The organism is Pseudomonas sp. BTN1, from assembly GCF_001907715.1.
GTDB classification, from domain to species: Bacteria; Pseudomonadota; Gammaproteobacteria; order Pseudomonadales; family Pseudomonadaceae; genus Aquipseudomonas; species Aquipseudomonas paracarnis.
In genome coordinates this window covers 16,198-37,783 of the sequence record NZ_MPBM01000043.1, presented here as the reverse complement: position 1 = coordinate 37,783, position 21,586 = coordinate 16,198, and the positions used below count along the sequence as shown (strand labels likewise).

The following is a 21,586-nucleotide window of genomic DNA, read 5'->3' as shown; positions in this document are numbered from 1 at the left end:
CATGCAGTGGACACAAGAACAGCAGCCCATCATCCATTCCACGGCTGACAAGCTACTGGTTCAGGCTTTTGCCGGTACCGGCAAAACCACCACACTGGTGGGCTACGCCACACAACACGCCTCGGTGAAAATGCTCTACCTCTGCTACAACAAATCCGTCGAGCTCGCTGCCAGGGGCCGCTTTCCACGCAGAAACGTGGTGTGTAAGACGGCGCATGGCCTCGCATATGCAGTCTATGGCAGTCAGTACGCCACCAAGCAGACCAATAACTTACGCCTGACGGACATCGCAAGGGCCATCAACACCCAGGACTGGGAGCTCGTGCGGGATGTCCTCAGCACGCTTAACAACTTCATGGCCAGCGCCGATGACGAGTTGGGCCGTGTGCATTTTCCCAGATTCCAGGGGCAACGAATGCTCACAAGTGCCCAGGAACGTTTCCTGAACAATGCTTTAAACGTGGCTAAAACCATCTGGAACCGGATGATCGATCTGCAGGACACAGCAATGTCGATCACCCATGACGCTTACTTGAAGCTGTATCAGCTAAGCAAGCCCGACCTGAGCGAACGATTTAACGCCATTCTGCTCGACGAAGGTCAAGACGTGAACCCAGTTATTGCCGACATAGTAAAAATACAACGGGTCCGCAAGGTGGCAGTCGGCGATCCCCACCAGCAGATCTATCGCTTCCGCGGCGCAGAAGATGCGCTCAACAGCGACTGGATGGCCGACGCCGAACGTCACTACCTGACCCAAAGCTTTCGCTTCGGCCCTGCCGTCGCGCATGTGGCCAACATCATTCTTTTTTACAAGGGTGAGACACGAAAGCTGCAGGGGTTAGGTTGCAATACCCTGGTTAAACGGGCTCTGCCTGAAGAGCTACCGCATCGCACGTTTATCCATCGTACCGTGACCGGCGTCATCGAGAACGCCCTGCAGCTGGTCGCAAGCAACCCCAAGATTTTCTGGGTCGGCGGTATCGACAGCTACTCGCTACGCGATCTGGAAGATTTATACCTATTCAGCCGCAACCGTAACCATGAGGTGCAGAACCGCAGGCTGTTGAGAGATTACCGGGACTTTTCACAGTACGTGGAAATAGCCGAGGTAAGCCAGGATACGGAGATGTTGCGATCGATCAAGATCATTACAGCCTATCCGGACCTGCCCCAGCGGATCCAAACCCTACGTTCCCGCTCTGTAGATAACGAGCTCGACGCCACCGTGACACTCACGACTGGGCACAAGGCCAAGGGGCTGGAGTGGGACTTTGTCAGCCTGTATGACGACTTTAGCGCTGATCCGCTTTCACCCGATATCGATCAAGGTCGTAAAGATGACGAGTTGAATTTGCTGTACGTGGCGGTGACGCGAGGGATGAAGATCCTAGCGTTGAACTCAATGGTGCTTTCTATCATGCAGCGCTATGTCGATGCTCGGACCTCTGCACTCCAACCTCAGAAATCACGCGCTTAGCAACAAACTATTTCAGATTGCTGGCACGCGCTTATTATTGAAACCCTGGTAGCTCTGCACATTGAGGACGTCGCCATGGGCCGTCAGAAATTTGAATACCACACTGAGTTCTCTCCCTTTCAGTACGTTGTCAGAACCAAAAAGCTCTTCATGTTCAAGTCCGAAGAGCCCACCACTGAACCCGACACCCAGGGTTTTCTGGAAGATTCTGAACGTCAAAACCGCCTTGCTCAATTAGGCAGCGAAGGCTGGGAGCTGGTCAGCGTGCAGCCCGTGGTCAAAGGAGAAGTCAAGGTTGGCAATCAAAACGCCCAAGGCTGGGCTTACGGATTCGCCTTGCCCATCGGGTATCTGCTGTTCTTCAAACGCCCTATCCACTGTGATTGATGGTGTCAGTACCGTCAGAAGAAATCCTTACAGTCCTGAATATGGTTTTCTTGCGGCGACCATAGCTTGATCACGGCAAGCTGACGGCATCAGGAATGACTAGAGCCCAGCCGTGATCCAGTACCCGCGTCTCACTGCACTCACTTGCCGACTTGCCTTGCCAGGCCTCATCGCACTTTTTGGATGCGGCCTGCCTGTCTCTCATGCGACCGCTGCTTCAGCCTCCGAACAGGCCAACCTGGACGTGATGATCCGCCAGTTGAATGCCTTAGAGGACACCGCACGTCGTAGCGCTCAAGTGGCCGACGAACCTGGCAAGCGTTACTTCTTCGATTACCAGCGTCTAGCAGGTGATATCGCTCGAATTCGTCATGGGTTGGAGGGCTATCTAACCCCAACCCGAGCCCAGCCTCGTGATCCTGTTGAGCTGTCAGGCCAATACACGACCGAAGGACGCAAGCCATGAGCATGAGCGGCGCTCAGGCTGCTGCGTTTCAAGCGGCAGGAGGATTTCCTGCCTCGACGAGCTACCTGTTTTTCGTCGGCGTCGCTGTAGCCATCATCTTTATGTGGGGCGCCTGGGCTATCTGGAGCTGCTACCGAGGATGGGCCACTGGCAACCTTGATCGAACGATTGCCTCGACCTCGCTCGTCCGCATCCTACTGCTTTGCATGATCCTCACCACATTTGTTCTTAGTTGACCCTATGGGAGATACACCATGACTTCATTCTTAAAACCGGGCCGCATGCTGATCGGGTTGCTTGCTCTCCCCCAACTGGCCATGGCGGCTCTTCCGCAGTCTCAGCCTCCTACCCGGGGGGAAGGCTCTAACCTGATGCAAACCATGCAGAACTACGCCTTTGACGGTTTTACTTTGCTTGGCCTCATCATCTGCGCAGTCATTTTCAGTGGCGTTGCTTGGCATGCCTTCGGCACCTACCACGAAATTCAACTTGGCAAGAAAAAATGGGGAGATCTGGGGGCGACAGCCGCCGTTGGCGTCGCCATCCTCGGTGTCGCCATTTTTCTGGTCACCAAGGCTTCAAATATTCTTTAAAAGAGCCGTGGCCATGACAGAACTCTCAGACGATGGGACCCTGATTTTCCTCCCTGTGCGATTGAACAATCAGCCAGTCATCATGGGCGGCCTTACCGCTGACGAAATGTGGGCCACCTTGGCGTTGAGCACCGGCGCAGGGCTGGTTATCGGTATTCCGGCCGCGATATTGACCCAGATTTGGGCACTTATCATCGGCGCCGCCATGCTCTGTGCTGTCCTAGGGCTGTTTCTTGCCAGTCGTTTCTTGCGTCGGTGGAAACGCGGCCGACCTGATACATGGCTATACCGCCAGATGCAATTGAACATCGCGCGGTTCTTTCCTACCTGGAATAAAGCCCTGCTGATTACTCGTACAGGTGCGTGGACCTGTCATCGAACGGAGGTTCAATGACTTACCGTAAAAAAGTAGACGCCCAACTGGCCCACATTAACAGCCTGCGCATGGTCATTGGTTTTCTCATTGCCCTGGGTCTGTACATGGCTTATGGCTGGCAGAGCGCACCGCGTGACCTAACTGTTCATGTACCTCCAGATCTACGTTCAGGTAGCACCCGTAAGTGGTGGGATATTCCACCGGAGTCGGTATACGCCTTCGGTCTGTACATTTTTCAGCAGATGAACCGTTGGCCCGTTGACGGTGAAACCGACTACGAGGACAACATTACCCGCTTGGAAAGCTACCTGACTCCCAGCTGCAAAGCCTACTTGCAGAAAGATTTCGAGCTACGCCGCAATAGCGGGGAACTGCGCAAACGTGAGCGGGGTGTATTTGAAATTCCAGGCAGAGGCATCGACGATAAGTCTGAGCAACATATTGAACAGCACAGCATCAATGACTGGACCGTCAACCTGGACATCACCGCTGACGAGCACTACGGCGGGGAGCGCGTAAAGCGGGCATTTGCTCGCTATCCGTTAAGAATTATCCGATTCGACGTCGATCCCGAAAAAAACCCATTCGGCTTGGCCTGGGACTGTTATAGCAGTAATCCACAACGCATCGAAGTCTCCGCAGAAACGACCAGAGCAGGAGGCAAATGATGACACGCCGCCTACTGATCATCGGGCTCGTAGCCCTTCACTTCTGCGGGTTGGCCAACGCCGTCGAAATCCTGCGCTGGGATCGTATCCCTATAGCACTGCCCTTGATCGTGGGTCAGGAGCGTATTGTCTTTGTGGACCAAAACGTACGGGTGGGTCTGCCTCGTAACCTCGTCGACAAACTGCGCGTGCAGAGCACCGGTGGTGCCCTCTACCTGTTGGCGAAAGAGCCGATTGAACCGACTCGCTTACAGCTGCAGAACATGAACTCCGGTGAGATCATGCTCGTGGATATCATCGCAACGGTAGGGAAACCAAATCAGGTCGCATCCGAGCCGGCTAAAATTGTAGCCGGGGACAGTCCCGCCCCGCGTTACGGCCAAGTCAACGCCAAACCTACAAGCAACCATTCAACTTCTTCCACGGCCCAAGCCAGCGCTCAAGCCGAGGAGGATGAGGACGCGCCGAAACCGCGTCGTGAGACCCCTCTTCCGGTGGTCATGACGCGCTATGCCGCACAGATGCTTTACGCGCCCCTACGCACCGTTGAGCCCGTGGAGGGGATTGCTCAGATCAATCTGAAGCGCGGTTTGGACCTCACCACCCTAATGCCGATATTGCCGGTCGAAGCCTCTGCGTTGGGGTCGTGGCGGTTAGACGAGTATTGGGTCACGGCGGTGAAGCTACGTAACACAAGCGCCCAAAACCTCACATTGGATCCGCGTGACCTGATGGGTGACTTTGTCACCGCGACTTTTCAGCATCCCTACCTTGGCGCCAAAGGTGATTCCAGCGACACCTCGACGGTCTACTTGGTGACCCGTGGTCATGGTCTAGCCGAATCGTTATTGCCGGCCGCCATCAGCCAGATCGATCCGAAGGGAGGCCGTCGTGAAGAGTAATCCACTTGTTAAATACCTGGTCATACCGTTCGCGATCCTGGCGATATACGTAGTGGTCAAATTATTCAATCGCGAAAGTGCCGACCAACAGGTTCATGCGCCGGAAACGGTTGTACTTAGTACGAAGGAGGCTAAAAAGCTTGGGGTTGACGGAGATACACCCAGCGACACATTGCGCACCATTGTCGTGGAAAGCAGACAACTCAAGGACCAAGTCTCCAATGCTTTGAAGAACAATGACGAACTAAAGCAACAGAACATCGAGCTGCAAAAACGCCTGCAGAACATCGACCTCAACGTCGATAACAAACTGCAGAACGTTCAGCAAACGATGAAGCAGGAGGCGCAACAACAGAGCCAAACCCTCTTGGACACACTGCAGCAGCAGTACAATACCCTGAGCAGCAAATCGGGCAGTGGCAATGAGTCTGGATCTGATTTGCCGATCGGCTTCGGCGTTCAGCCAGGTGACGGTCAAGGCTTCAAAGGCGGACCTGGCGCGGACGTTGTTTGGATAGAGCCGCAGGACGCAACGCCGGTCGATGTCAACGGCAAGCCCATCGCTGCAGGGACAAATCAAACGGCAAGCGGCTTCAACTTCCCGACCTCTTTTGGCGAGTCCGTGGACCGAGGACAAAATGCACTGCGCACGGGCGCTCAAAGTGTTGCGAATGAAATCTCGCCACAGGAGGCCCGCAAACAGGTGCGCAAGGTCTACACCTTGCCGCAGAACTCGACATTGATGGGTTCGGTGGCCATGTCCGCGCTGATCGGCCGGGTGCCCATTGACGGCACTGTCAACGACCCCTACCCGTTCAAGGTATTGATCGGGCCGGACAATCTCACGGCCAACGGCATCGACTTGCCCGACGTCGCCGGCGCGGTGGCCAGCGGAACGGCTTCCGGCGATTGGACCCTGTCTTGCGTACGCGGTCAGATCAAAAGCCTGACGTTCGTCTTCAATGACGGCACTGTGCGCACGCTGCCACAACCTCAGGAAGAAACGAATAGCAGTCAAAATAGTAACAATCAGAACAATGGCAACCAAACCACCATTCAGGGTGGCCTGGGCTGGATAAGCGATGCCTATGGCATTCCTTGTATCAGTGGCGACCGCAAAAGCAACGCCTCGCAATACATTGGCTCGCAGGTACTGATTACCGCCGCCGGCGCAGGTGCTGCCTCCCTCATCAAGTCAGATGGAAACAGCGGCTCTTTTATAAACCCTCAGTCCGGGACCATCGGTTCTGTCGGCGGCTCGGGCAGTGAAGCCATGGGCAAAATTATTGGCCAGGGCGTCAATGACGTCTCCAGCTGGGTCAACAAACTCTACGGGCAAGCCTTCGCAGCGGTGTATGTACAACCCGGGGCAAAGATAGCTGTGCACCTGGACCAGCAACTGACCATCGATTACGAACTCAATGGCCGCAAGGTCAACTATCGCTCAGGAGCCCGTCATGTTTCGACTGCGCTTGACTAATCATGGCTTAAAACTAGGTGCATACCTGGCCATCGCCCTACTCGCCTCGGCCTGTTCCACCAACAAAGACGAATTGCTCCCCCATGGGGACCGCACAATGATGGACGTTTGGGATCAAGGCTCCAGCGGCTCAAGCAGCTCGAGCAGCCGCCAATTGCTCGATGCACGCCAAGATCTTCGTCGGCCTCTGGAGACGAGGGAAACAGACAACACCATGTTCACACGTACCGCACAAAACGAGATCTACAGCCAATTTAAACGCCTACCCAATCCCGACCTGGTGATGTACGTCTTTCCTCATTTAGCGGGTTCAGACCCGGCACCGATCCCAGGCTACACCACGGTGTTTCCGCTGTATCAGCGGGTGCAATACGCCATGCCTGGCGAACGCACGGAGGCATATTGATGGGTTTTTTTGAACGATTCAAAACGCGACGGGCGACAGAGCGTGTGGAACCTGGCGTAACACCAGGTTCGCCGTTATCTGACGATGTGCAGGGACCAGCAACCGAGACGTTTGAGGCTGCTACAGAGCGTTACTACGAACGCCTTGCTGCCATGGGTATTCCCTCGCCGAGCGATTGGCGTAACCCAAAGAAAAAGCCAGCCACAACCGCTGATGCTGACCGTCTATACCACGTCAACCCCTCCTTCGTAGACCTACTGCCGTGGGTAGATTACCTGCCTGCAGAAAAAGCCATGCTATTGGAAGACGGCGTGTCTCGTGCTGCCTTTTTTGAGCTGACACCGATTGGTACTGAAGGTCGGGATCCCGAATGGTTACGCAAGGCCCGCGACGCCCTGGAAAACGCCCTCCAGGACTCCTTCGACGAGCTTGAAACCTCACCCTGGGTGGTTCAGCTCTATGCCCAGGACGAAACCAGCTGGGACGATTACCTTCAGCAACTGCATGACTACGTTCAACCACGCGCACAAGGCAGTGCATTCACCGAGCTTTATTTGAAGCTGATGAAGCAACACCTGGAATCCATCTCCAAACCAGGCGGGCTGTTTGAAGACACCAAGGTCAGCCAACTGCCCTGGAGGGGCCAACAGCGCCGCGTCCGTGTTGTTGTCTACCGCCGTACCCAAGGCGCGCAAGCGGATGTGCGAGGCCAGGCACCAGGTCCTTACCTGAAAATCATCTGCGATCGCTTGGTGGGCGGCTTGGCGAACGCCGGCATTAAAACCCATCGCATGGATGGCCACGCCATTCGCCATTGGCTGATTCATTGGTTCAATCCACGTCCCGATCATCTTGGCCCTGCCGATGCAGATATTCGCCGCTTCTACGAATTGGTGTGCAAGCAAGCACCTGGTGCTGCAGAGGGCGAGCTGCCGCTCGCCAGCGGCACTGACTTCTCGCAAAACCTGTTTTATCGCGAACCACTGTCAGATATAGAGAAAGGTCTGTGGTATTTCGACGGCCTTCCCCATCAGGTGGTGATGCTTGACCGCTTGAGGGATGCTCCCAAGACCGGGCACTTAACCGGTGAAACCCGAAAGGGCGGTGATGCGCTCAACGCACTGTTCGACAAAATGCCAGAGGACACCATTCTCTGTATCACTCTCGTGATCACCCCGCAGGACATTCTCGAAGGGCATCTGGAACAGCTTTCACGCAAGGCAGTTGGAGACACTCAGGCCTCGATCCTGACACGCGAAGACGTCGCCACCGCCCGTCAGTTGCTCGGGCGCAAGCACAAGCTGTACAGAGGTAGCGTAGCGTTTTACCTGCGGGGTAAAGATGATGCCCAGCTGCACGAACGCAGTTTGCAACTCAGCAGCGCATTGCTGGGTGCGGGCATGGAGCCGGTGGAACCTCGGGATGAAGTGGCACCGCTGAACTCCTACCTTAGATGGCTACCCGGCAACTTCGACCCCAATGCGCGCAAAGCACTGGAGTGGTACGCACAACTGATGTTCGCCCAACACATTGCGAACCTGGCCCCCGTCTGGGGTAGGTCGACCGGAACCGGGCACCCGGGTATTACCCTGTTTAACCGTGGGGGAGCGCCGATAACCTTCGACCCGCTGAACAAGCTGGACCGGCAGATGAACGCGCATTTGTTCATTTTCGGGCCTACGGGTTCAGGTAAATCGGCCAGCGCGACAAACATCCTTAGCCAAATCATCGCCATCTATCGGCCACGTCTATTCATTGTGGAGGCTGGCAACAGCTTCGGCTTACTCGGTGATTTCGCCAAAAAGTTGGGTTTGACGGTAAACCGGGTTCGACTTGCACCTGGATCGGGTGTCAGCCTCGCGCCATTCGCTGATGCCGTGAAGCTCATCGAACCCAGCCAAAACGTGAAGATTATCCAAGCTGATGATCTTGAGGCGTCGGACGAACATCTGACTAGCCAGACCGAGGATGAACAACGCGACATCCTGGGCGAGATGGAAATTGCGGCCAGGCTGATGATCACCGGTGGTGAAGAAAAAGAGGATGCCCGTCTTACTCGTGCCGACCGTAGCGCCATCCGCCAATGCATACTGAATGCAGCGAAAAAATGCGTGACGGAGCAACGTATCGTTCTGCCGGAAGATATCCGTGAAGCGCTGCGAGAAATGGGACTCGAGCCCGGTATTCCAGACGCCCGAAGCTCACGATTCTTGGAGATGGCGGAAGCCTTGTCCATGTTCTGTATGGGCACCGAAGGCGACATGTTCAACCGTCCTGGCACCCCATGGCCAGAAGCGGACATTACCATTGTCGACCTTGCCACCTATGCGCGAGAAGGCTATAGCGCACAGATGGCCATCGCTTATATTTCCCTGCTCAACACGGTCAACAACATTGCCGAGCGTGACCAGTTTAAAGGCCGTCCGCTGATCTGCTTCACCGACGAAGGCCACATCCAGTTGAAGGTCCCACTCCTATCCCCCTACTCCGTCAAGATTACCAAAATGTGGCGAAAGCTCGGCGCCTGGTTCTGGATGGCCACCCAGAACGTTGACGACGTGCCGCCAGAGGCCTCAGCCCTGCTCAACATGATCGAGTGGTGGATGTGCTTAAACATGCCGCCTGATGAGGTGGAGAAGATCGCGCGGTTTCGTGAACTGACTCCTGCACAGAAGTCGATGATGCTGTCAGCGCGTAAAGAAAGCGGCAAATTCACCGAGGGCGTCGTGTTGTCCAAAAGCATGGAAATGTTATTCCGGGCGGTACCACCGAGTTTGTATCTGGCCCTGGCCATGACCGAGCCGGAAGAGAAAAAGCAACGCTTCGACATCATGCAAGCCAAAGGCTGCAGCGAGCTGGATGCGGCCATTGAAGTTGCTGCAACGCTTGACCGCTATCGCGGTATCGAACCTCACATCATTACTTTCCCCGAGCAAGTCACGGCCTTGGAGCGCCAAGCATGAGAGCATTGAATTCCCTGACCCAGAACCTTATAGAAAGTCTGACCCAGCTGCTTGAACAACCGGGTGAAGACGCCCTTCAAACCCTTGAGGTGTGTGCCCCCGTTTTGATAGAGCAACTGCAACAGGTTTTGGTTCGTGCGGTGGATCGTCGTGACATCGAGTCCCAACTTCACGCGGTGTTAGCCAATTGGCTGCTACAGCACCCACAACCCGAGAATGCTGAGAACGCTCTTCTTGAGGCCCTTCGTAAACAAGCGCTGCTTTCATCGAAGCCAGCAGAGGCTCGGGCATGATAGGCCTTCGCAAATATTGGTTGATGCTGGGGTGCGTTTTGGCAGGCACATCGATGGCCTGCTTAGCCCTCACTCGAAGTGAGATACCATCCCCGCACAACACAGGCCCGTGGTTGTTTGGTCCTTCCAAAGCACGCTGGACTGTGACTGAGTTCGCGGATCTGGAGTGCCCCTACTGCAAGACGTACACACCTGCGTTGAAAACCTGGATACAGCAGCAGAAGGATGTAAACCTGCAGTGGCATCATCTGCCACTGGATGTGCACGGTCCGACCGCATTACACGAAGCCAAGCTCGCTGAATGTGCGGGGGCGCTTGGTGGCGCACCTGCCTTCTGGCAAGCCATTGACCAGATTTTTGACCGGACCCGTAGCAACGGTGAGGGTTTCAATGGGCATCTGAACGTCGTTGATGTTACTTACCAGGACTTATTGTCCTGTGCAGCTACCGACAAAGTGATCGCCCGGCATGTTGGCCAACAGGTCGAGGAGGCCCTCAAAGCGGGCATTACGGCAACTCCTACTGTGATAATTAAAGACAACACGACTGGCAGCTCCGTAAAGCTTGAGGGACCAGCTGACGGGGTATTGTTATTATCAGCTCGTGATTGGCTGGCTCAAAAAAAGAGCTGCGACGCTCTGCAAAAGTCGAACGTTAAATCACTTAGCCATTGTCATTAAATGAGCTTGCATTCCATTCATACATTTTCATGCCCGGCATGTCCTACGCGTGGGCCGAAAGAGACAGCGCAAATACGGTGTTTGCAACTGCAATCAGGGTCAGTTTCATACGACTTTTTCTTGAGGATTGATGGGCTCAACTGAGAGGTGCCGGCGACGCATCAGTCGATAGGCTGCCGGAATGACAAACAGCGACAGCAAGGGCGCGGTAATCATGCCTCCAACCATGGGTGCCGCAATTCGGCTCATCACCTCGCTGCCGGTCCCGCTGCCCAGCAAAATGGGTAACAAGCCAGCAATGATGACAGCCACAGTCATGGCTTTGGGCCGAACGCGCTGGACAGCGCCTTCACGAATCGCGGCCATCAGCCCGTGCTCGGTCCTATCGCCGAGGTCTTCACGCTCAGCCCAGGCGTTCTTCAGATAAAGCAGCATAATTACGCCAAATTCGGCAGAAACACCGGCCAAAGCGATAAAGCCGACACCAGTGGCGACCGACAGGTTGAATCCCAATAGATAGAGAAACCATACCCCACCAGTCAGTGCGAATGGCAGAGTGGCCATGATCAGCAAGGCCTCATCGAAGCGAGCAAAGGTTAAATAAAGCAGCACGAAGATGATCAACAGCGTGGCAGGCACCACCAGCTTGAGTCGTGCGTTGGCCCTTTCGAGAAATTCGAACTGTCCTGCGTAGCTCAGGCTCATACCAGGCTGCAACTTAACCTGCTCGCTGACGACCCGTCGTAGATCGGCGACTACCGAAGCAATATCCCGTCCCCGCACGTCGATATACACCCAGCCTGAAGGTCGGGCGTTCTCACTCTTAAGCATCGGCGGACCATCGCTGACCTTGATCTTCGCAACGGTGCCAAGAGTGATCTGGCTGCCTAGAGGGGTATAGATAGGTAACTGCTCCAGAGCGCCGAGTGAATCCCGCCACTCACGAGGGTAACGTACGTTAATTGGGAAACGAGCCAACCCTTCAATCGTCTCCCCGACGTTTTCACCGCCGATTGCGCCGGCCACGATCGATTGCACATCGGCAATATTTAACCCATAGCGGGCCGCAGCTTTACGATCGATATCCACATCAATATAGCGGCCACCGGTCAGTCGTTCGGCCAACGCTGAACTCACACCTGAGACATCCTTGGCAACACGTTCGATGGCTTGGGTGACGGCATCGATCTCCGTCAGGTTGGTACCGGCAACCTTCACACCAATAGGGCTTTTTATGCCAGTGGCCAGCATGTCGATGCGGTTACGAATCGGCGGTATCCAGATGTTGGTCAATCCTGGGACACGCACCGCTTGGTCTAGCTCCTCAACGAGCTTTTCCTGGGTCATGCCTGGGCGCCACTGTTCGTGTGGTTTGAATTGGATGGTGGTTTCGAACATTTCCAAAGGTGCTGGGTCAGTCGCGGTTTCAGCGCGGCCGGCTTTGCCGAAAACGTGTTCGACCTCTGGAACTGTCTTTATCAGACGGTCAGTCTGTTGAAGCAGTTGCGCGGCCTTCTGCGCCGATAATCCAGGCAGAGCTGATGGCATATAGAGCAGGTCCCCTTCGTCCAGCGGGGGAAGAAACTCACCACCCAGACGAGAGATCGGCCACAACGCGCTGACAAAGACTAGCAACGCAACCAGCAGCGTTATTTTAGGTCGATGTAATACGGCGTCCAGAGCGGGTTCGTAGATCCGGATCAACCAGCGATTTAGCGGATTCTGCTGCTCATTGGGAATTCGTCCACGAATCCAATACCCCATCAACACCGGTACGAGAGTTACCGACAGTCCAGCCGCTGCGGCCATAGCGTAGGTTTTGGTGAACGCCAATGGACCGAATAGACGTCCTTCCTGAGCCTCCAGCGTGAACACCGGAATGAACGACAGGGTGATGATCAGCAGACAGAAGAACAATGCAGGTCCTACCTCGGCAGCCGCTTCAGTCATCACGTGCCAATGACGTTCACCTTTCAGTTCCTCCCCAGGATTGGCCACGTGCCAAGCCTCGACCTTCTTGTGGGCATTTTCAATCATCACCACGGCAGCGTCGACCATAGCGCCGATGGCGATGGCAATCCCGCCAAGGGACATGATGTTGGCGTTGATACCCTGATAGCGCATCACGATGAAGGCGATCAGCACCCCAACCGGCAGGGAAATGATTGCCACCAGAGATGAACGCAGGTGCCAGAGAAAGATTCCGCAGACCAACGCGACGACGATGAACTCTTCGATCAGCTTGTGGCTGAGGTTTTCCACGGCACGATCAATCAACTTGCTGCGGTCGTAGGTGGTGACGATTTCAACCCCCGCCGGCAGACTGCTTTTCAGCTCGTCGAGTTTGGTTTTGACCGCCGCAATGGTTTCACGAGCATTCTTCCCGCTGCGCAGAATCACCACGCCGCCGACGGTCTCACCTTCACCGTCGAGTTCGGTAATGCCTCGACGCATCTCAGGCCCTAACTGAATCGTGGCAACATCGCCCAACGTGACCGGCACACTGCCCGCGCCCAGTTTGAGCGGGATGGCGCGAAAGTCATTGAGCGTCTTTAGGTAGCCGGAAGCTCGTACGATGAACTCTGTCTCCGCCATTTCCAGCACGGCTCCACCGGTTTCCTGATTGGCTTTGCCGATCGCCTCGGTCACCTCAGACTGCGTGATACCCAAGTTCGCCAACTTTAGCGGATCGAGCTGGACCTGATACTGTTTGACCATGCCACCTACGGTGGCAACTTCCGCAACGTTCGGCAGCGTCTTGAGCTCGAATTTGAGAAACCAGTCCTGTAGGGCTCGCAGTTGCGCCAGATCGTGCCCACCGCTGCGATCAACCAACGCGTACTGGAAAATCCAGCCAACGCCAGTGGCATCAGGTCCTAAGGCTGGCTTAGCACTGGCTGGTAGGCGGCTTTGTATCTGGCTCAGGTATTCCAACACCCGCGAGCGGGCCCAGTACAAGTCAGTTCCGTCTTCGAACAGCACATAAACGAAGCTGTCGCCAAAGAAGGAGTAACCGCGCACAGTCTTGGCCCCAGGTACCGAGAGCATGGTGGTTGCCAGTGGATAGGTCACCTGGTTTTCGACGATCTGTGGGGCTTGGCCTGGGTAAGGTGTACGGATAATTACCTGAACATCCGACAGGTCTGGCAATGCATCGATGGGCGTACTTTGAACCGCCCAGATCCCCCATGCCGTGACGAACAGCGTCGCCAGCAACACAAGAAAGCGGTTGGCCACCGACCAGCGAATAAGGGCCGCAATCATGGCTGGCCCCCAGAGCGTTCCAGACGTTCAACACGCAGACCATCGTCCGTCTGGCTAACAGCGATCCGAACCTTGTCGCCCGTTTTTAGGCCCTTCATCAGAGCAGGAGTGGCGAGAGGGAAAGTCATCGTCATGCCTGGCATACCCAATGTCTTGAAGGGACCGTGGGCGAGCGTGACTTCTTTGTCGTTGATCTCAACGATCTGACCATCGGCCTCATGCAAAGCGCCAACGGGCATAGTAGATGGCGAAACGTCCAATGAGCTTGCGACAACGCCCTTGAGACTGGCCTCCGAGTCGAGCAGGAACTGGCCAGAGGTCACCACTTTCTGCCCCTCTTCCAAGCCTTTCAATATCGCCGTCTTGCCATCGTTATCCTGGCCTAGCTGCACCTCCACCGGGCGATATCGACCAGCGTCTTCAGAGAGCATGACCAACGCACGTCGACCGGTACGAATGACGGCCTCGCTCGGCACCCACAGAACACTTTGCTCCGTTGAACGATTGAGGCTTACCTGTGCGGTCAAACCTGGTCTGAGTCGGCCATCTGGATTGGGTAACTCAACTCGAACGCGAAGTGTGCGACTGTCCGAACTGGTTTCCGGAAGAATCGCACTGACGACGCCCTTGAGCACAACTCCAGGGAATGCGGATAAACGCGCTTCAGCTGCTTGCCCTACTACGATTGACCCAGCTTCCGCCTCTGGTACAGCCACGGCCAGCCAGACACTGCTCAAACCATTAACACGAGCCAACGTCTCGCCTGCGGCCACCGTCATACCTTCACGCACACTCAGCTCTTGAAGCACACCACCAATAGGGCTGGTCAGAGTCAGGTTCGATTGAACTTTGCCAGTGCGCTCAACTTGAGCAATTAACGTAAGTGGCATTCCGGTTAGCCGCAGTCGCTGCCGGGCCGCTGTCAGCAAGCCAGCATCGCCACTACGCTTGAGGGCGAGAAATTCCTCCTGAGCAGCTGCCCACTCCGGCACCAAGATATCTGCCAAGGCGGCATTCGCTTTCAGCACATCACCAGGTGCGTGGGCATACACACGCTCGACAAAACCCGCTGTACGGGCCTGAATGACTGCAACGTCCCGTTCGTTGAAGGCCAGCACACCTACCACGTTCAGTGTCGAGGCAAATACGCCTCGACTGACACTAGCCAGTCGCACACCAAGGTTCTGAGTCAGGCTTGGATCAATTCGAATGGCAGCGCTGTCCCCCTTGGTATCTGCGTATTGAGGGATCATCTGCATGTCCATGAAGGGTGACTTACCCGGTTTATCGAATTTCTGTTGTGGGTACATGGGATCATACCAATACAGAACTTTTCGATCGGCAGAGGCTTTGGGTTCATGATCCGGTACGACACCAGCTACTCCGCTCATTCGCGGTTGGGCTAACCAGTAACCCCCGGCAACACCCAAGGCAATCGAGATGCCGATGATTAAAGTCCCTTTCCATAATTTAAAAATCATTGAGCGGACTCCCCGTAAGAGAAATACAGGCGAGCGCTGGTCAGGGCACGTTGCTCTTCAACGTCAACCTGCTTGAGACGGGCTTCGATGAGTTCGCGTCGGGCGGCAACAACCGAGTTCAAATCACCCTTGCCGGAGCGGTAGCTGGCCATCGTGAGTTCGACCTTTTCTTTAGCCAACGGCAACAAGCTTTCCTGATTACGGCTGACTGCACGATTGAGGCGCTCGTAGTCAGCCAACTCATCCTCCAGTTGCTGGGTATGCTCGCGTGACAGGGCTTCGCGCTCAGCCTCAAGCTGGTTTAGTTCGGCGTGCTTGGCCGCAATCTTGGGGTTTTGCCGAGAGTTAGGGAACAGCGGGAGATCCCATGAAAACTGCACGCTGACCATGTCACCGAATTGTTGGCCTCGGTGCTGATAATCGAATTCCCAGCTCCAGTCAGACTGCTTTTCCGCCTCAGCTTCACGGATCTTGGCTTGTGCTTCACGGGTCATCGGCACAAAAGCCGCTAATTCGGGGTGATGTTGCAGCTTATGGGAGTAACCTGAGGTCTCAATAGGCCAATCAGGCAAACCGCCTACCGGTTTGTCATCGGCGGCAGGGCCAATCCAGCGCTTGAGGGCGGCCCGGGCCTGTGCACGTTGACGAACTAAATCATCCTGCTGCTCAGCCAGTTGAGCAGCTTCCTGTTTAGGTGTCACCGCATCGGCGGGTTGGGCTCGGCCACCCGCAATCTGAGCTCTGACGGTATCGGTCAGAAGACGGTTTTCTTTGTAGAAGTCCTGGAACAACGCATCTTTACGCTCAACCGAGTAGCTTCTGATCCAGGCTAATGCCGTGGACTGTCGGACGTTCAGACGCGCCACTCGACGCTCGGCTGACGCTCGATCAACAGCCGCATCCGCGACCTCGATACGTGCTTTGCGCTTGTCGCTGTTGGGCATCTCCTGCCTAATCCCGACCACTTGCATGGTCATGAAGTCCTGGTCGATGCTCCATCTGTCGGGTCCACCAATGGGGTAGTTCTGCACGCCCAGCAGTAGCTTGGGATCGGGTAGTTCGCCGGCGGGAATGGCCGCGCTAGTGGCTGCTTGAATTTTGGCGTCTTGTGCGGTCAACGATGGTGCATTGTTTTCGGCCAGACGCAGCGCTTCATCGAATGTCAATGCGCTAGCGAAGCTCGGCAATGCAAGTACGCTTGCCGCCAGGCCGGCCAGGAAGGACCAACCTGTGCAACAGCACTTGGAGTTCATGTTCACGATTCCTGTGATGATCCACCGCGCGCTTCATAAGACATGCGCGCAGATATGCCATCCCGCTAACGCGGAATGAGGCTCAGTGTGGTACAGGAATCAAGTACGTGGGGGTCGCCATACCCCTGAAGAGGTTTGTACGAGCGGGAAATGGCTGGAGAATGATAGAATGAGAGGACTGGACAGGGTGATAGGAGGCTTGATGATCGATACTTGCAACATGCCGCCAGTTTTGCATTCCTGACCGGGCTTACAAGGTTTGCCATGCTCGGTGGGACTTTTCATGTCGTGGCAGCAGTCTTGCCCCATACCATCCATCATCGCCATGCCCATGGTTTTCATCGGGCATGGTTCAATCGATGTCTGAACACCCGCCATCCCGCTGAGGGGAAGCGCCAAGCTAATCAGGAAAATTAGGCAAAACCGCAGGTAGCGTTTCATGAGCTGGAGTGTAGACGGTGCAAATGGCCCTTACAATTCACCCTTGAGACTCCTTAGTCGGCCATCACCAACCGCTATGCCGCGCTCATTTCCATGACCGGGCTTAAAGTACCTAACCATGCGACTAGACAAATAATGATGACTGCCATTGAAAATTCGAGCTTCATGCTACGGCGCAAGGCATTGACCGCGACAGCATAGTCTCCATTTCGAACAGAACGTTCCAAGAGCGGGCTTAGGTGAAAACGGTTGAGCGTCGCTAATACGATCATCCCGGCAAAGAGCAGGACCTTCAAAAATAGCAACTCGCCATAAGTGCTGAGCATCACCTCATCGAGATTTGGCCCAACGATAAATAGGTAGTTCGCCACTCCCGTAATGCTGATGATCACTACAATCACCGCGCCGGCCGATTCAAACCCTGTCAGTACCCGAGCAAGAATTCGTGCTTCTCGCTCACCTTTCAGTGATTTCAAACGCAGCAGCAGGGCAAATGCCGCTAGCGCACCCAACCAACCGCCTGCGGCCAAAAGATGGAAGATATCGCTAATAAAGTGCCAGTAGCGACGGCTCCCCTCGTCCATTGCTCCGTGCCCTGTCCATGCCAGCGTCGCTAGCGCAATCGCGCCACAGACAGTGACAATCCAAAGACTCAGTGTTGGAAAGCGCTTGTTCAGGGAAACGCCAATAATGGCCGTCACCAACGCCCCTATTCGGACCATCCAGGTCAAACCGACGTCAGTCCCCATGAGAACCATTTGAAAGATATGGTGATGTAGCTCCATGAAACCCGACACGCCACTCATTGCTTTCGCAAGTAACAACATGGCGGCAAGGGACAGAGCTACACCTACAGCAGAAGTACTGTAAAGAAGCGACTCAAAATTCAAAACTGTTCCCGATATTCTTTCTTTTCCCCTGAGGCTATAAAGACCAAAAATTGCCAGTCCAAATAACAGCATCAGGTCGAAATAAAGAGCAAAGCGAACAACGATATTTAATGAGTCGCTCATGAATCATTTCACTTTGAAAGAAAAGTTGCCGGTAATCGGGTGAGTGTCCGAGGAAACGGCACGCCATTCGACTTTGTAAGTACCCGTGGTCAATGGCGATGCGGGTGTAATAACCATCGTCTTCGGATCACCGCCACCTGCCACGTTAGCTTTTACGCCCATAGGTGAATTCGGCATACCAGGCATATCGGTCATAATCAGCTTTGCACCAGAGAACTGAGTCGTTAGATTCTCAGAAAAGTGCAGTTCGATTTTAGACGGAGCCGCCGCATCCGATCCTTCAGCGGGAGTAGAAGAAACCAGCTTTGGATGCGCCTGAGCAACTGCACTCAGAAGCAAACCCGCAGTCAGCGCAACAGCTACGGTGGTAGTTTTAAGGAATGACATGCAAGACTCCTGACAGCAAAAGCTGTTGGTTCTAGGTTTTTAGGGAATATCTAGTTTTTTACTTTTTGACGCTCGTTAAAACCACTGACGAATACCTAGCAAATTCCGTGTTCTAGGGCCGGCTGGACAGGGAGGAATCACAAGATTTCCAACGTCACAGTGCGAGTACACGATGCCACATGAACGCAAACTGTTCGATTACATTTCAGTCAGCTTGGGGCGGGTTTTTGGCACTGATCTGCCCGGATACGGCGCCAAATACGCGACTTTCTTTGGAACGCTCCAAGAGTTTTCTCTCATCCAAAAACGATCCTATTGAGCTAACCACATGTTGCCTGCATACATATGAACAAGGTGTCTTAGACCTTTCTTGCATCAGCACATGGGAGTTCAATATGAAAGGCTGTTATTCCGTTTAACGACGTACACCATATTTTTCCGTCATGCGCTTCAATGATAGATCGAGTAATCGATAAACCTAGCCCTGCATTACTTGGACTTCCTTCTCTGCGAGCTGGGTCCACGCGATAAAATCGATCAAACAGCTTTTCAAGATGCTCGGACGCAATGGGCTCTCCCGGGTTCTCCACAGAGACTGATATTGAAGTTCCTTTCTGCCGAATATCGACAGTAATACACTTTCCTTCGGGGGTGTACCGGAGCGCATTTGAGAGCAGATTAGAGATGGCCCTGTCGAGCATGAGTACGTCACCTCGGACGCTACCCCTGCCTGTGACCTTCAGGTCGATCCCTCGCTCATCAGCCAGCAAACGGTAGTACTCGAGTAATTTCTCTACTACTGCTACCAGGTCAATCGGTTTGTTTTCATGTGTAATTAGACCGTTATCTGATTTCGCTAGAAAAAGCATGTCATCAATCATACGTCCCATACGTTTCAAGTCATCAAGATTTGAGTACAGATTGTCCTCGTAGTCCTCAATATTTCTTTTTCTAGATAAAATCACTTCAGTGTGAGTCATCAAATTGCTAACGGGTGTCCGTAATTCGTGAGCAATGTCCGCAGAGAAGTTCGATAAACGAACAAACGCATCGTCCAGTCTAGATAACATTGCGTTGAACGAGAGCACCATCTGCTGGAGCTCTTGGGGAACGGGACCTAATGGAATACGCTCTTTGAGCGATTTAGCTGACATCGAAGCTGCTACCTGAGTGACTAGGCGAATAGGTCGTAGTCCACTACGCGCTACCATCCAGCCCAGTGCAGCACTGACCAGCGCGCTTATCACCAGTCCTATCCAAAACCATCGTTCAAGCGTCTCGAAGAAGGCCATATGTTGAGTAACATCAAAGATCAACATCACTGTCAATGGCTTGTCCTGCCCCGTCACTATGGCTTGCGCCGTCACGCCTCGAAATATCTGCTCCTGGTCTCGCCACTCCCAGACATTGCTGTTTGTGACCGTTCGGAAGTCTTCAGGAACTACGATCGGACCTGGGTCAGCAAACAGGAGCTTACCGTCACCATCGATGATAAGAGCTGTCAAATCACGATGAGCACCAAGCAGTGCCTCCAGCTCAGGCTTAACATCACTGAATTGATCAATGCTGTTCAACCCAGTCAAAATTCTTTGCGTCGAGTGAAGCTTTTCGTTCAGCGCCTGCTGATCCAGCATCTTGAAATGATGCCGGCTGAGGTTGTTAAAACTGAGTCCAGCGACGGTGAGCACAGCCGTTACAGCTAGCATGAACATCAGGCTCATGCGCGTAGTCAGGGACATTCGCTTCATTCCGACCCCGTCCCCGAATCCGGCGCATCCAGCATGTACCCCATGCCTCGAGAGGTGTGGATAAGCTTGACCTCAAAATCATCATCAATCTTTGCTCTGAGCCTCCTGACAGCAACCTCGATGACGTTAGTATCGCTGTCAAAGTTCATGTCCCAGACCTGGGAAGCAATAAGCGACTTGGGCAGAACCTCACCTCGACGACGGAGCAGCAATTCGAGCAACGCAAACTCTTTGGCCGTTAGATCTATACGTTTGCCTGCGCGGATAACCCTGCGTTTGAGGAGGTCCACCTCCAAATCAGCCAATTTCATATGGGTTTGGGAGGGGGCAGTGGTACCTCTACGCAGCAGCGTTCTGACGCGAGCCAGCAATTCAGAAAATGCGAAGGGTTTGATCAGGTAATCGTCAGCCCCCAGCTCAAGTCCTTTTACCCGATCCTCAACTCGGTCTCGCGCCGTGAGGAAAAGCACAGGGACATTTTTTCCGGATGCTCTCACTTTCTGAAGTACTTCCCAGCCATCCAGCCCAGGCATCATCACATCGAGAATCAGCAGGTCATACGCCTCGCTCAAGGCGTGCTGAAGCGCGTCTTTGCCATTGGTAAAACGATCAACATTGAACCCCGCCTCGGTGAGTCCTTGCTGCAAATAAATACCTATTTTGGGTTCGTCTTCCGCAACCAGAAGTCTCATGGGGATGGCTCTCGAATAATTGTGAGGCTGAGTCTGCAATGAAATGCCTCTGCCAACCAGCAACTGACAGAAAAGTAATATTGGCTTCAGGTAGATGTCAGCGAGTGCTGTCTAGGGTTCGAGCATGAGTACTTTCTGGTGCTCGACCGACTCTTAACCATGAAAGCTAGAGGAGCCGGAAAACAAATCAAAAAGGAGCTTCCTCATGAACCGTTTAAAAGTCCTATTCTTTGCTAGTTCGATACTCATCTCAGCATCTGCGTTGGCTGAAGGTGGTGCAGATCGGATTATGGAGCGCATGGAAAGCCTGCGCGATAAAGCCGAAGCGACCTTGGTACAAGCTGAAAAAGCTCCTGAAGGGCAGCGCCATGTTCACATGGCCGAGCATATGAAAATACTGGGCGAGATCATGGGCCAGCTTCATCTAGATCATCCAAAAGCATCAATGTCACCTCAGGAACATCTCGCCTGGATGGAAAAACACGACGCCATGGTTGATGACGTTTTGAACCAAATGCAGCGCGAGCACAAACTGATGCTTTCTGAGAACCATCAGTAACCGAATAACTCCTACGGGGCTCTCTGAACCGCCCACTAGACACGGCGTCATCTG

General features: G+C 54.2%; 22 protein-coding genes. 14 read left to right on the top strand and 8 right to left on the bottom strand.

Annotated features, from left to right (window positions below; all coding sequences use genetic code 11):
- The first annotated feature begins 1 nt into the window (after position 1).
- The 13 genes from BMH52_RS21265 to BMH52_RS21205 all read left to right on the top strand — a co-directional run bounded on the left by BMH52_RS21265 (position 2) and on the right by BMH52_RS21205 (position 10,694).
- The gene (locus BMH52_RS21265; RefSeq protein ID WP_008437391.1) at positions 2 to 1,480 is read left to right on the top strand and encodes a UvrD-helicase domain-containing protein; all 1,479 of its coding nucleotides are present in this window, start codon (positions 2 to 4) and stop codon (positions 1,478 to 1,480) included.
- 75 nt (positions 1,481 to 1,555) lie between these two features.
- Positions 1,556 to 1,867, top strand: a complete 312-nt coding sequence (locus BMH52_RS21260) for a hypothetical protein (protein WP_008437393.1) — start codon at positions 1,556 to 1,558, stop codon at positions 1,865 to 1,867.
- 157 nt (positions 1,868 to 2,024) lie between these two features.
- On the top strand, positions 2,025 to 2,333 hold the full coding sequence (locus BMH52_RS21255) for an RAQPRD family integrative conjugative element protein (protein ID WP_178110642.1): 309 nt from the start codon (positions 2,025 to 2,027) through the stop codon (positions 2,331 to 2,333).
- Positions 2,330 to 2,569 (top strand): TIGR03758 family integrating conjugative element protein, encoded by a 240-nt coding sequence (locus BMH52_RS21250; protein WP_008437400.1) that lies wholly within the window; start codon positions 2,330 to 2,332, stop codon positions 2,567 to 2,569. Before BMH52_RS21255 ends, BMH52_RS21250 begins: the two co-directional genes overlap by 4 nt.
- A gap of 18 nt (positions 2,570 to 2,587) precedes the next feature.
- On the top strand, positions 2,588 to 2,926 hold the full coding sequence (locus BMH52_RS21245; RefSeq protein WP_008437401.1) for a TIGR03745 family integrating conjugative element membrane protein: 339 nt from the start codon (positions 2,588 to 2,590) through the stop codon (positions 2,924 to 2,926).
- A 13-nt stretch (positions 2,927 to 2,939) separates the two neighbouring features.
- Positions 2,940 to 3,320, top strand: a complete 381-nt coding sequence (locus BMH52_RS21240; RefSeq protein WP_008437403.1) for a TIGR03750 family conjugal transfer protein — start codon at positions 2,940 to 2,942, stop codon at positions 3,318 to 3,320.
- Positions 3,317 to 3,970, top strand: coding sequence for a PFL_4703 family integrating conjugative element protein (locus BMH52_RS21235; RefSeq protein WP_020302977.1), 654 nt, complete (start codon positions 3,317 to 3,319; stop codon positions 3,968 to 3,970). The genes BMH52_RS21240 and BMH52_RS21235 overlap by 4 nt, the downstream gene beginning before the upstream one ends.
- Positions 3,970 to 4,872 (top strand): TIGR03749 family integrating conjugative element protein, encoded by a 903-nt coding sequence (locus tag BMH52_RS21230; RefSeq protein ID WP_008437410.1) that lies wholly within the window; start codon positions 3,970 to 3,972, stop codon positions 4,870 to 4,872. Before BMH52_RS21235 ends, BMH52_RS21230 begins: the two co-directional genes overlap by 1 nt.
- Complete coding sequence (locus BMH52_RS21225) at positions 4,862 to 6,352, top strand: TIGR03752 family integrating conjugative element protein (RefSeq protein ID WP_024073352.1); 1,491 nt, start codon at positions 4,862 to 4,864, stop codon at positions 6,350 to 6,352. Before BMH52_RS21230 ends, BMH52_RS21225 begins: the two co-directional genes overlap by 11 nt.
- A complete protein-coding gene (locus BMH52_RS21220) occupies positions 6,330 to 6,758 on the top strand; it encodes a TIGR03751 family conjugal transfer lipoprotein (protein WP_008437412.1) in 429 nt (142 codons plus the stop codon). The genes BMH52_RS21225 and BMH52_RS21220 overlap by 23 nt, the downstream gene beginning before the upstream one ends.
- A complete protein-coding gene (locus BMH52_RS21215; RefSeq protein WP_024073351.1) occupies positions 6,758 to 9,721 on the top strand; it encodes a conjugative transfer ATPase in 2,964 nt (987 codons plus the stop codon). The genes BMH52_RS21220 and BMH52_RS21215 overlap by 1 nt, the downstream gene beginning before the upstream one ends.
- A complete protein-coding gene (locus BMH52_RS21210) occupies positions 9,718 to 10,014 on the top strand; it encodes a hypothetical protein (RefSeq protein ID WP_008437414.1) in 297 nt (98 codons plus the stop codon). Before BMH52_RS21215 ends, BMH52_RS21210 begins: the two co-directional genes overlap by 4 nt.
- Entirely contained in the window at positions 10,011 to 10,694 is a 684-nt protein-coding gene (locus tag BMH52_RS21205) for a DsbA family protein (RefSeq protein WP_008437415.1), read from the top strand. The genes BMH52_RS21210 and BMH52_RS21205 overlap by 4 nt, the downstream gene beginning before the upstream one ends.
- Positions 10,695 to 10,799: 105 nt before the next feature.
- On the opposite strand, the gene BMH52_RS21200 is transcribed toward BMH52_RS21205, so the two are convergent.
- The 8 genes from BMH52_RS21200 to BMH52_RS21165 form a co-directional block, all read right to left on the bottom strand.
- Complete coding sequence (locus tag BMH52_RS21200) at positions 10,800 to 13,958, bottom strand: efflux RND transporter permease subunit (RefSeq protein WP_008437418.1); 3,159 nt, start codon at positions 13,956 to 13,958, stop codon at positions 10,800 to 10,802.
- The gene (locus BMH52_RS21195; protein WP_008437420.1) at positions 13,955 to 15,439 is read right to left on the bottom strand and encodes an efflux RND transporter periplasmic adaptor subunit; all 1,485 of its coding nucleotides are present in this window, start codon (positions 15,437 to 15,439) and stop codon (positions 13,955 to 13,957) included. Before BMH52_RS21195 ends, BMH52_RS21200 begins: the two co-directional genes overlap by 4 nt.
- Entirely contained in the window at positions 15,436 to 16,692 is a 1,257-nt protein-coding gene (locus tag BMH52_RS21190) for a TolC family protein (protein WP_008437421.1), read from the bottom strand. Before BMH52_RS21190 ends, BMH52_RS21195 begins: the two co-directional genes overlap by 4 nt.
- Before the next feature lie 99 nt (positions 16,693 to 16,791).
- A complete protein-coding gene (locus BMH52_RS29690; RefSeq protein WP_073844967.1) occupies positions 16,792 to 17,133 on the bottom strand; it encodes a hypothetical protein in 342 nt (113 codons plus the stop codon).
- A gap of 74 nt (positions 17,134 to 17,207) precedes the next feature.
- Positions 17,208 to 18,146, bottom strand: a complete 939-nt coding sequence (copD, locus tag BMH52_RS21180) for a copper homeostasis membrane protein CopD (protein WP_008437423.1) — start codon at positions 18,144 to 18,146, stop codon at positions 17,208 to 17,210.
- A 3-nt stretch (positions 18,147 to 18,149) separates the two neighbouring features.
- Entirely contained in the window at positions 18,150 to 18,533 is a 384-nt protein-coding gene (copC, locus tag BMH52_RS21175) for a copper homeostasis periplasmic binding protein CopC (RefSeq protein WP_008437424.1), read from the bottom strand.
- A gap of 359 nt (positions 18,534 to 18,892) precedes the next feature.
- A complete protein-coding gene (gene copS, locus BMH52_RS21170; RefSeq protein WP_008437425.1) occupies positions 18,893 to 20,281 on the bottom strand; it encodes a copper resistance membrane spanning protein CopS in 1,389 nt (462 codons plus the stop codon).
- Positions 20,278 to 20,973 carry a heavy metal response regulator transcription factor gene (locus BMH52_RS21165; RefSeq protein WP_008437429.1) on the bottom strand — a complete coding sequence of 232 codons (696 nt, stop codon included), beginning with the start codon at positions 20,971 to 20,973 and terminating at the stop codon, positions 20,278 to 20,280. The genes copS and BMH52_RS21165 overlap by 4 nt, the downstream gene beginning before the upstream one ends.
- A gap of 205 nt (positions 20,974 to 21,178) precedes the next feature.
- Here BMH52_RS21165 and BMH52_RS21160 point away from each other — a divergent pair, with 205 nt between their 5' ends.
- Complete coding sequence (locus BMH52_RS21160; protein WP_008437430.1) at positions 21,179 to 21,532, top strand: co-regulatory protein PtrA N-terminal domain-containing protein; 354 nt, start codon at positions 21,179 to 21,181, stop codon at positions 21,530 to 21,532.
- The last annotated feature ends 54 nt before the right edge of the window (positions 21,533 to 21,586 follow it).

What these genes read in the sequence shown, in the direction of transcription:
- BMH52_RS21205 (WP_008437415.1), top strand. Translation starts at nt 10,011, where the DNA reads ATGATAGGCCTTCGCAAATATTGGTTGATGCTGGGGTGCGTTTTGGCA.
- BMH52_RS21250 (WP_008437400.1), top strand. Translation starts at nt 2,330, where the DNA reads ATGAGCATGAGCGGCGCTCAGGCTGCTGCGTTTCAAGCGGCAGGAGGA.
- BMH52_RS21230 (WP_008437410.1), top strand. Translation starts at nt 3,970, where the DNA reads ATGACACGCCGCCTACTGATCATCGGGCTCGTAGCCCTTCACTTCTGC.
- BMH52_RS21220 (WP_008437412.1), top strand. Translation starts at nt 6,330, where the DNA reads ATGTTTCGACTGCGCTTGACTAATCATGGCTTAAAACTAGGTGCATAC.
- copC (WP_008437424.1), bottom strand. Translation starts at nt 18,533, where the DNA reads ATGTCATTCCTTAAAACTACCACCGTAGCTGTTGCGCTGACTGCGGGT.
- BMH52_RS21235 (WP_020302977.1), top strand. Translation starts at nt 3,317, where the DNA reads ATGACTTACCGTAAAAAAGTAGACGCCCAACTGGCCCACATTAACAGC.
- BMH52_RS21215 (WP_024073351.1), top strand. Translation starts at nt 6,758, where the DNA reads ATGGGTTTTTTTGAACGATTCAAAACGCGACGGGCGACAGAGCGTGTG.
- BMH52_RS21190 (WP_008437421.1), bottom strand. Translation starts at nt 16,692, where the DNA reads ATGAACTCCAAGTGCTGTTGCACAGGTTGGTCCTTCCTGGCCGGCCTG.
- BMH52_RS21265 (WP_008437391.1), top strand. Translation starts at nt 2, where the DNA reads ATGCAGTGGACACAAGAACAGCAGCCCATCATCCATTCCACGGCTGAC.
- BMH52_RS21160 (WP_008437430.1), top strand. Translation starts at nt 21,179, where the DNA reads ATGAACCGTTTAAAAGTCCTATTCTTTGCTAGTTCGATACTCATCTCA.
- BMH52_RS21195 (WP_008437420.1), bottom strand. Translation starts at nt 15,439, where the DNA reads ATGATTTTTAAATTATGGAAAGGGACTTTAATCATCGGCATCTCGATT.
- copD (WP_008437423.1), bottom strand. Translation starts at nt 18,146, where the DNA reads ATGAGCGACTCATTAAATATCGTTGTTCGCTTTGCTCTTTATTTCGAC.
- BMH52_RS21165 (WP_008437429.1), bottom strand. Translation starts at nt 20,973, where the DNA reads ATGAGACTTCTGGTTGCGGAAGACGAACCCAAAATAGGTATTTATTTG.
- BMH52_RS21210 (WP_008437414.1), top strand. Translation starts at nt 9,718, where the DNA reads ATGAGAGCATTGAATTCCCTGACCCAGAACCTTATAGAAAGTCTGACC.
- BMH52_RS21260 (WP_008437393.1), top strand. Translation starts at nt 1,556, where the DNA reads ATGGGCCGTCAGAAATTTGAATACCACACTGAGTTCTCTCCCTTTCAG.
- BMH52_RS21200 (WP_008437418.1), bottom strand. Translation starts at nt 13,958, where the DNA reads ATGATTGCGGCCCTTATTCGCTGGTCGGTGGCCAACCGCTTTCTTGTG.
- BMH52_RS21240 (WP_008437403.1), top strand. Translation starts at nt 2,940, where the DNA reads ATGACAGAACTCTCAGACGATGGGACCCTGATTTTCCTCCCTGTGCGA.
- copS (WP_008437425.1), bottom strand. Translation starts at nt 20,281, where the DNA reads ATGAAGCGAATGTCCCTGACTACGCGCATGAGCCTGATGTTCATGCTA.
- BMH52_RS21245 (WP_008437401.1), top strand. Translation starts at nt 2,588, where the DNA reads ATGACTTCATTCTTAAAACCGGGCCGCATGCTGATCGGGTTGCTTGCT.
- BMH52_RS29690 (WP_073844967.1), bottom strand. Translation starts at nt 17,133, where the DNA reads ATGAAACGCTACCTGCGGTTTTGCCTAATTTTCCTGATTAGCTTGGCG.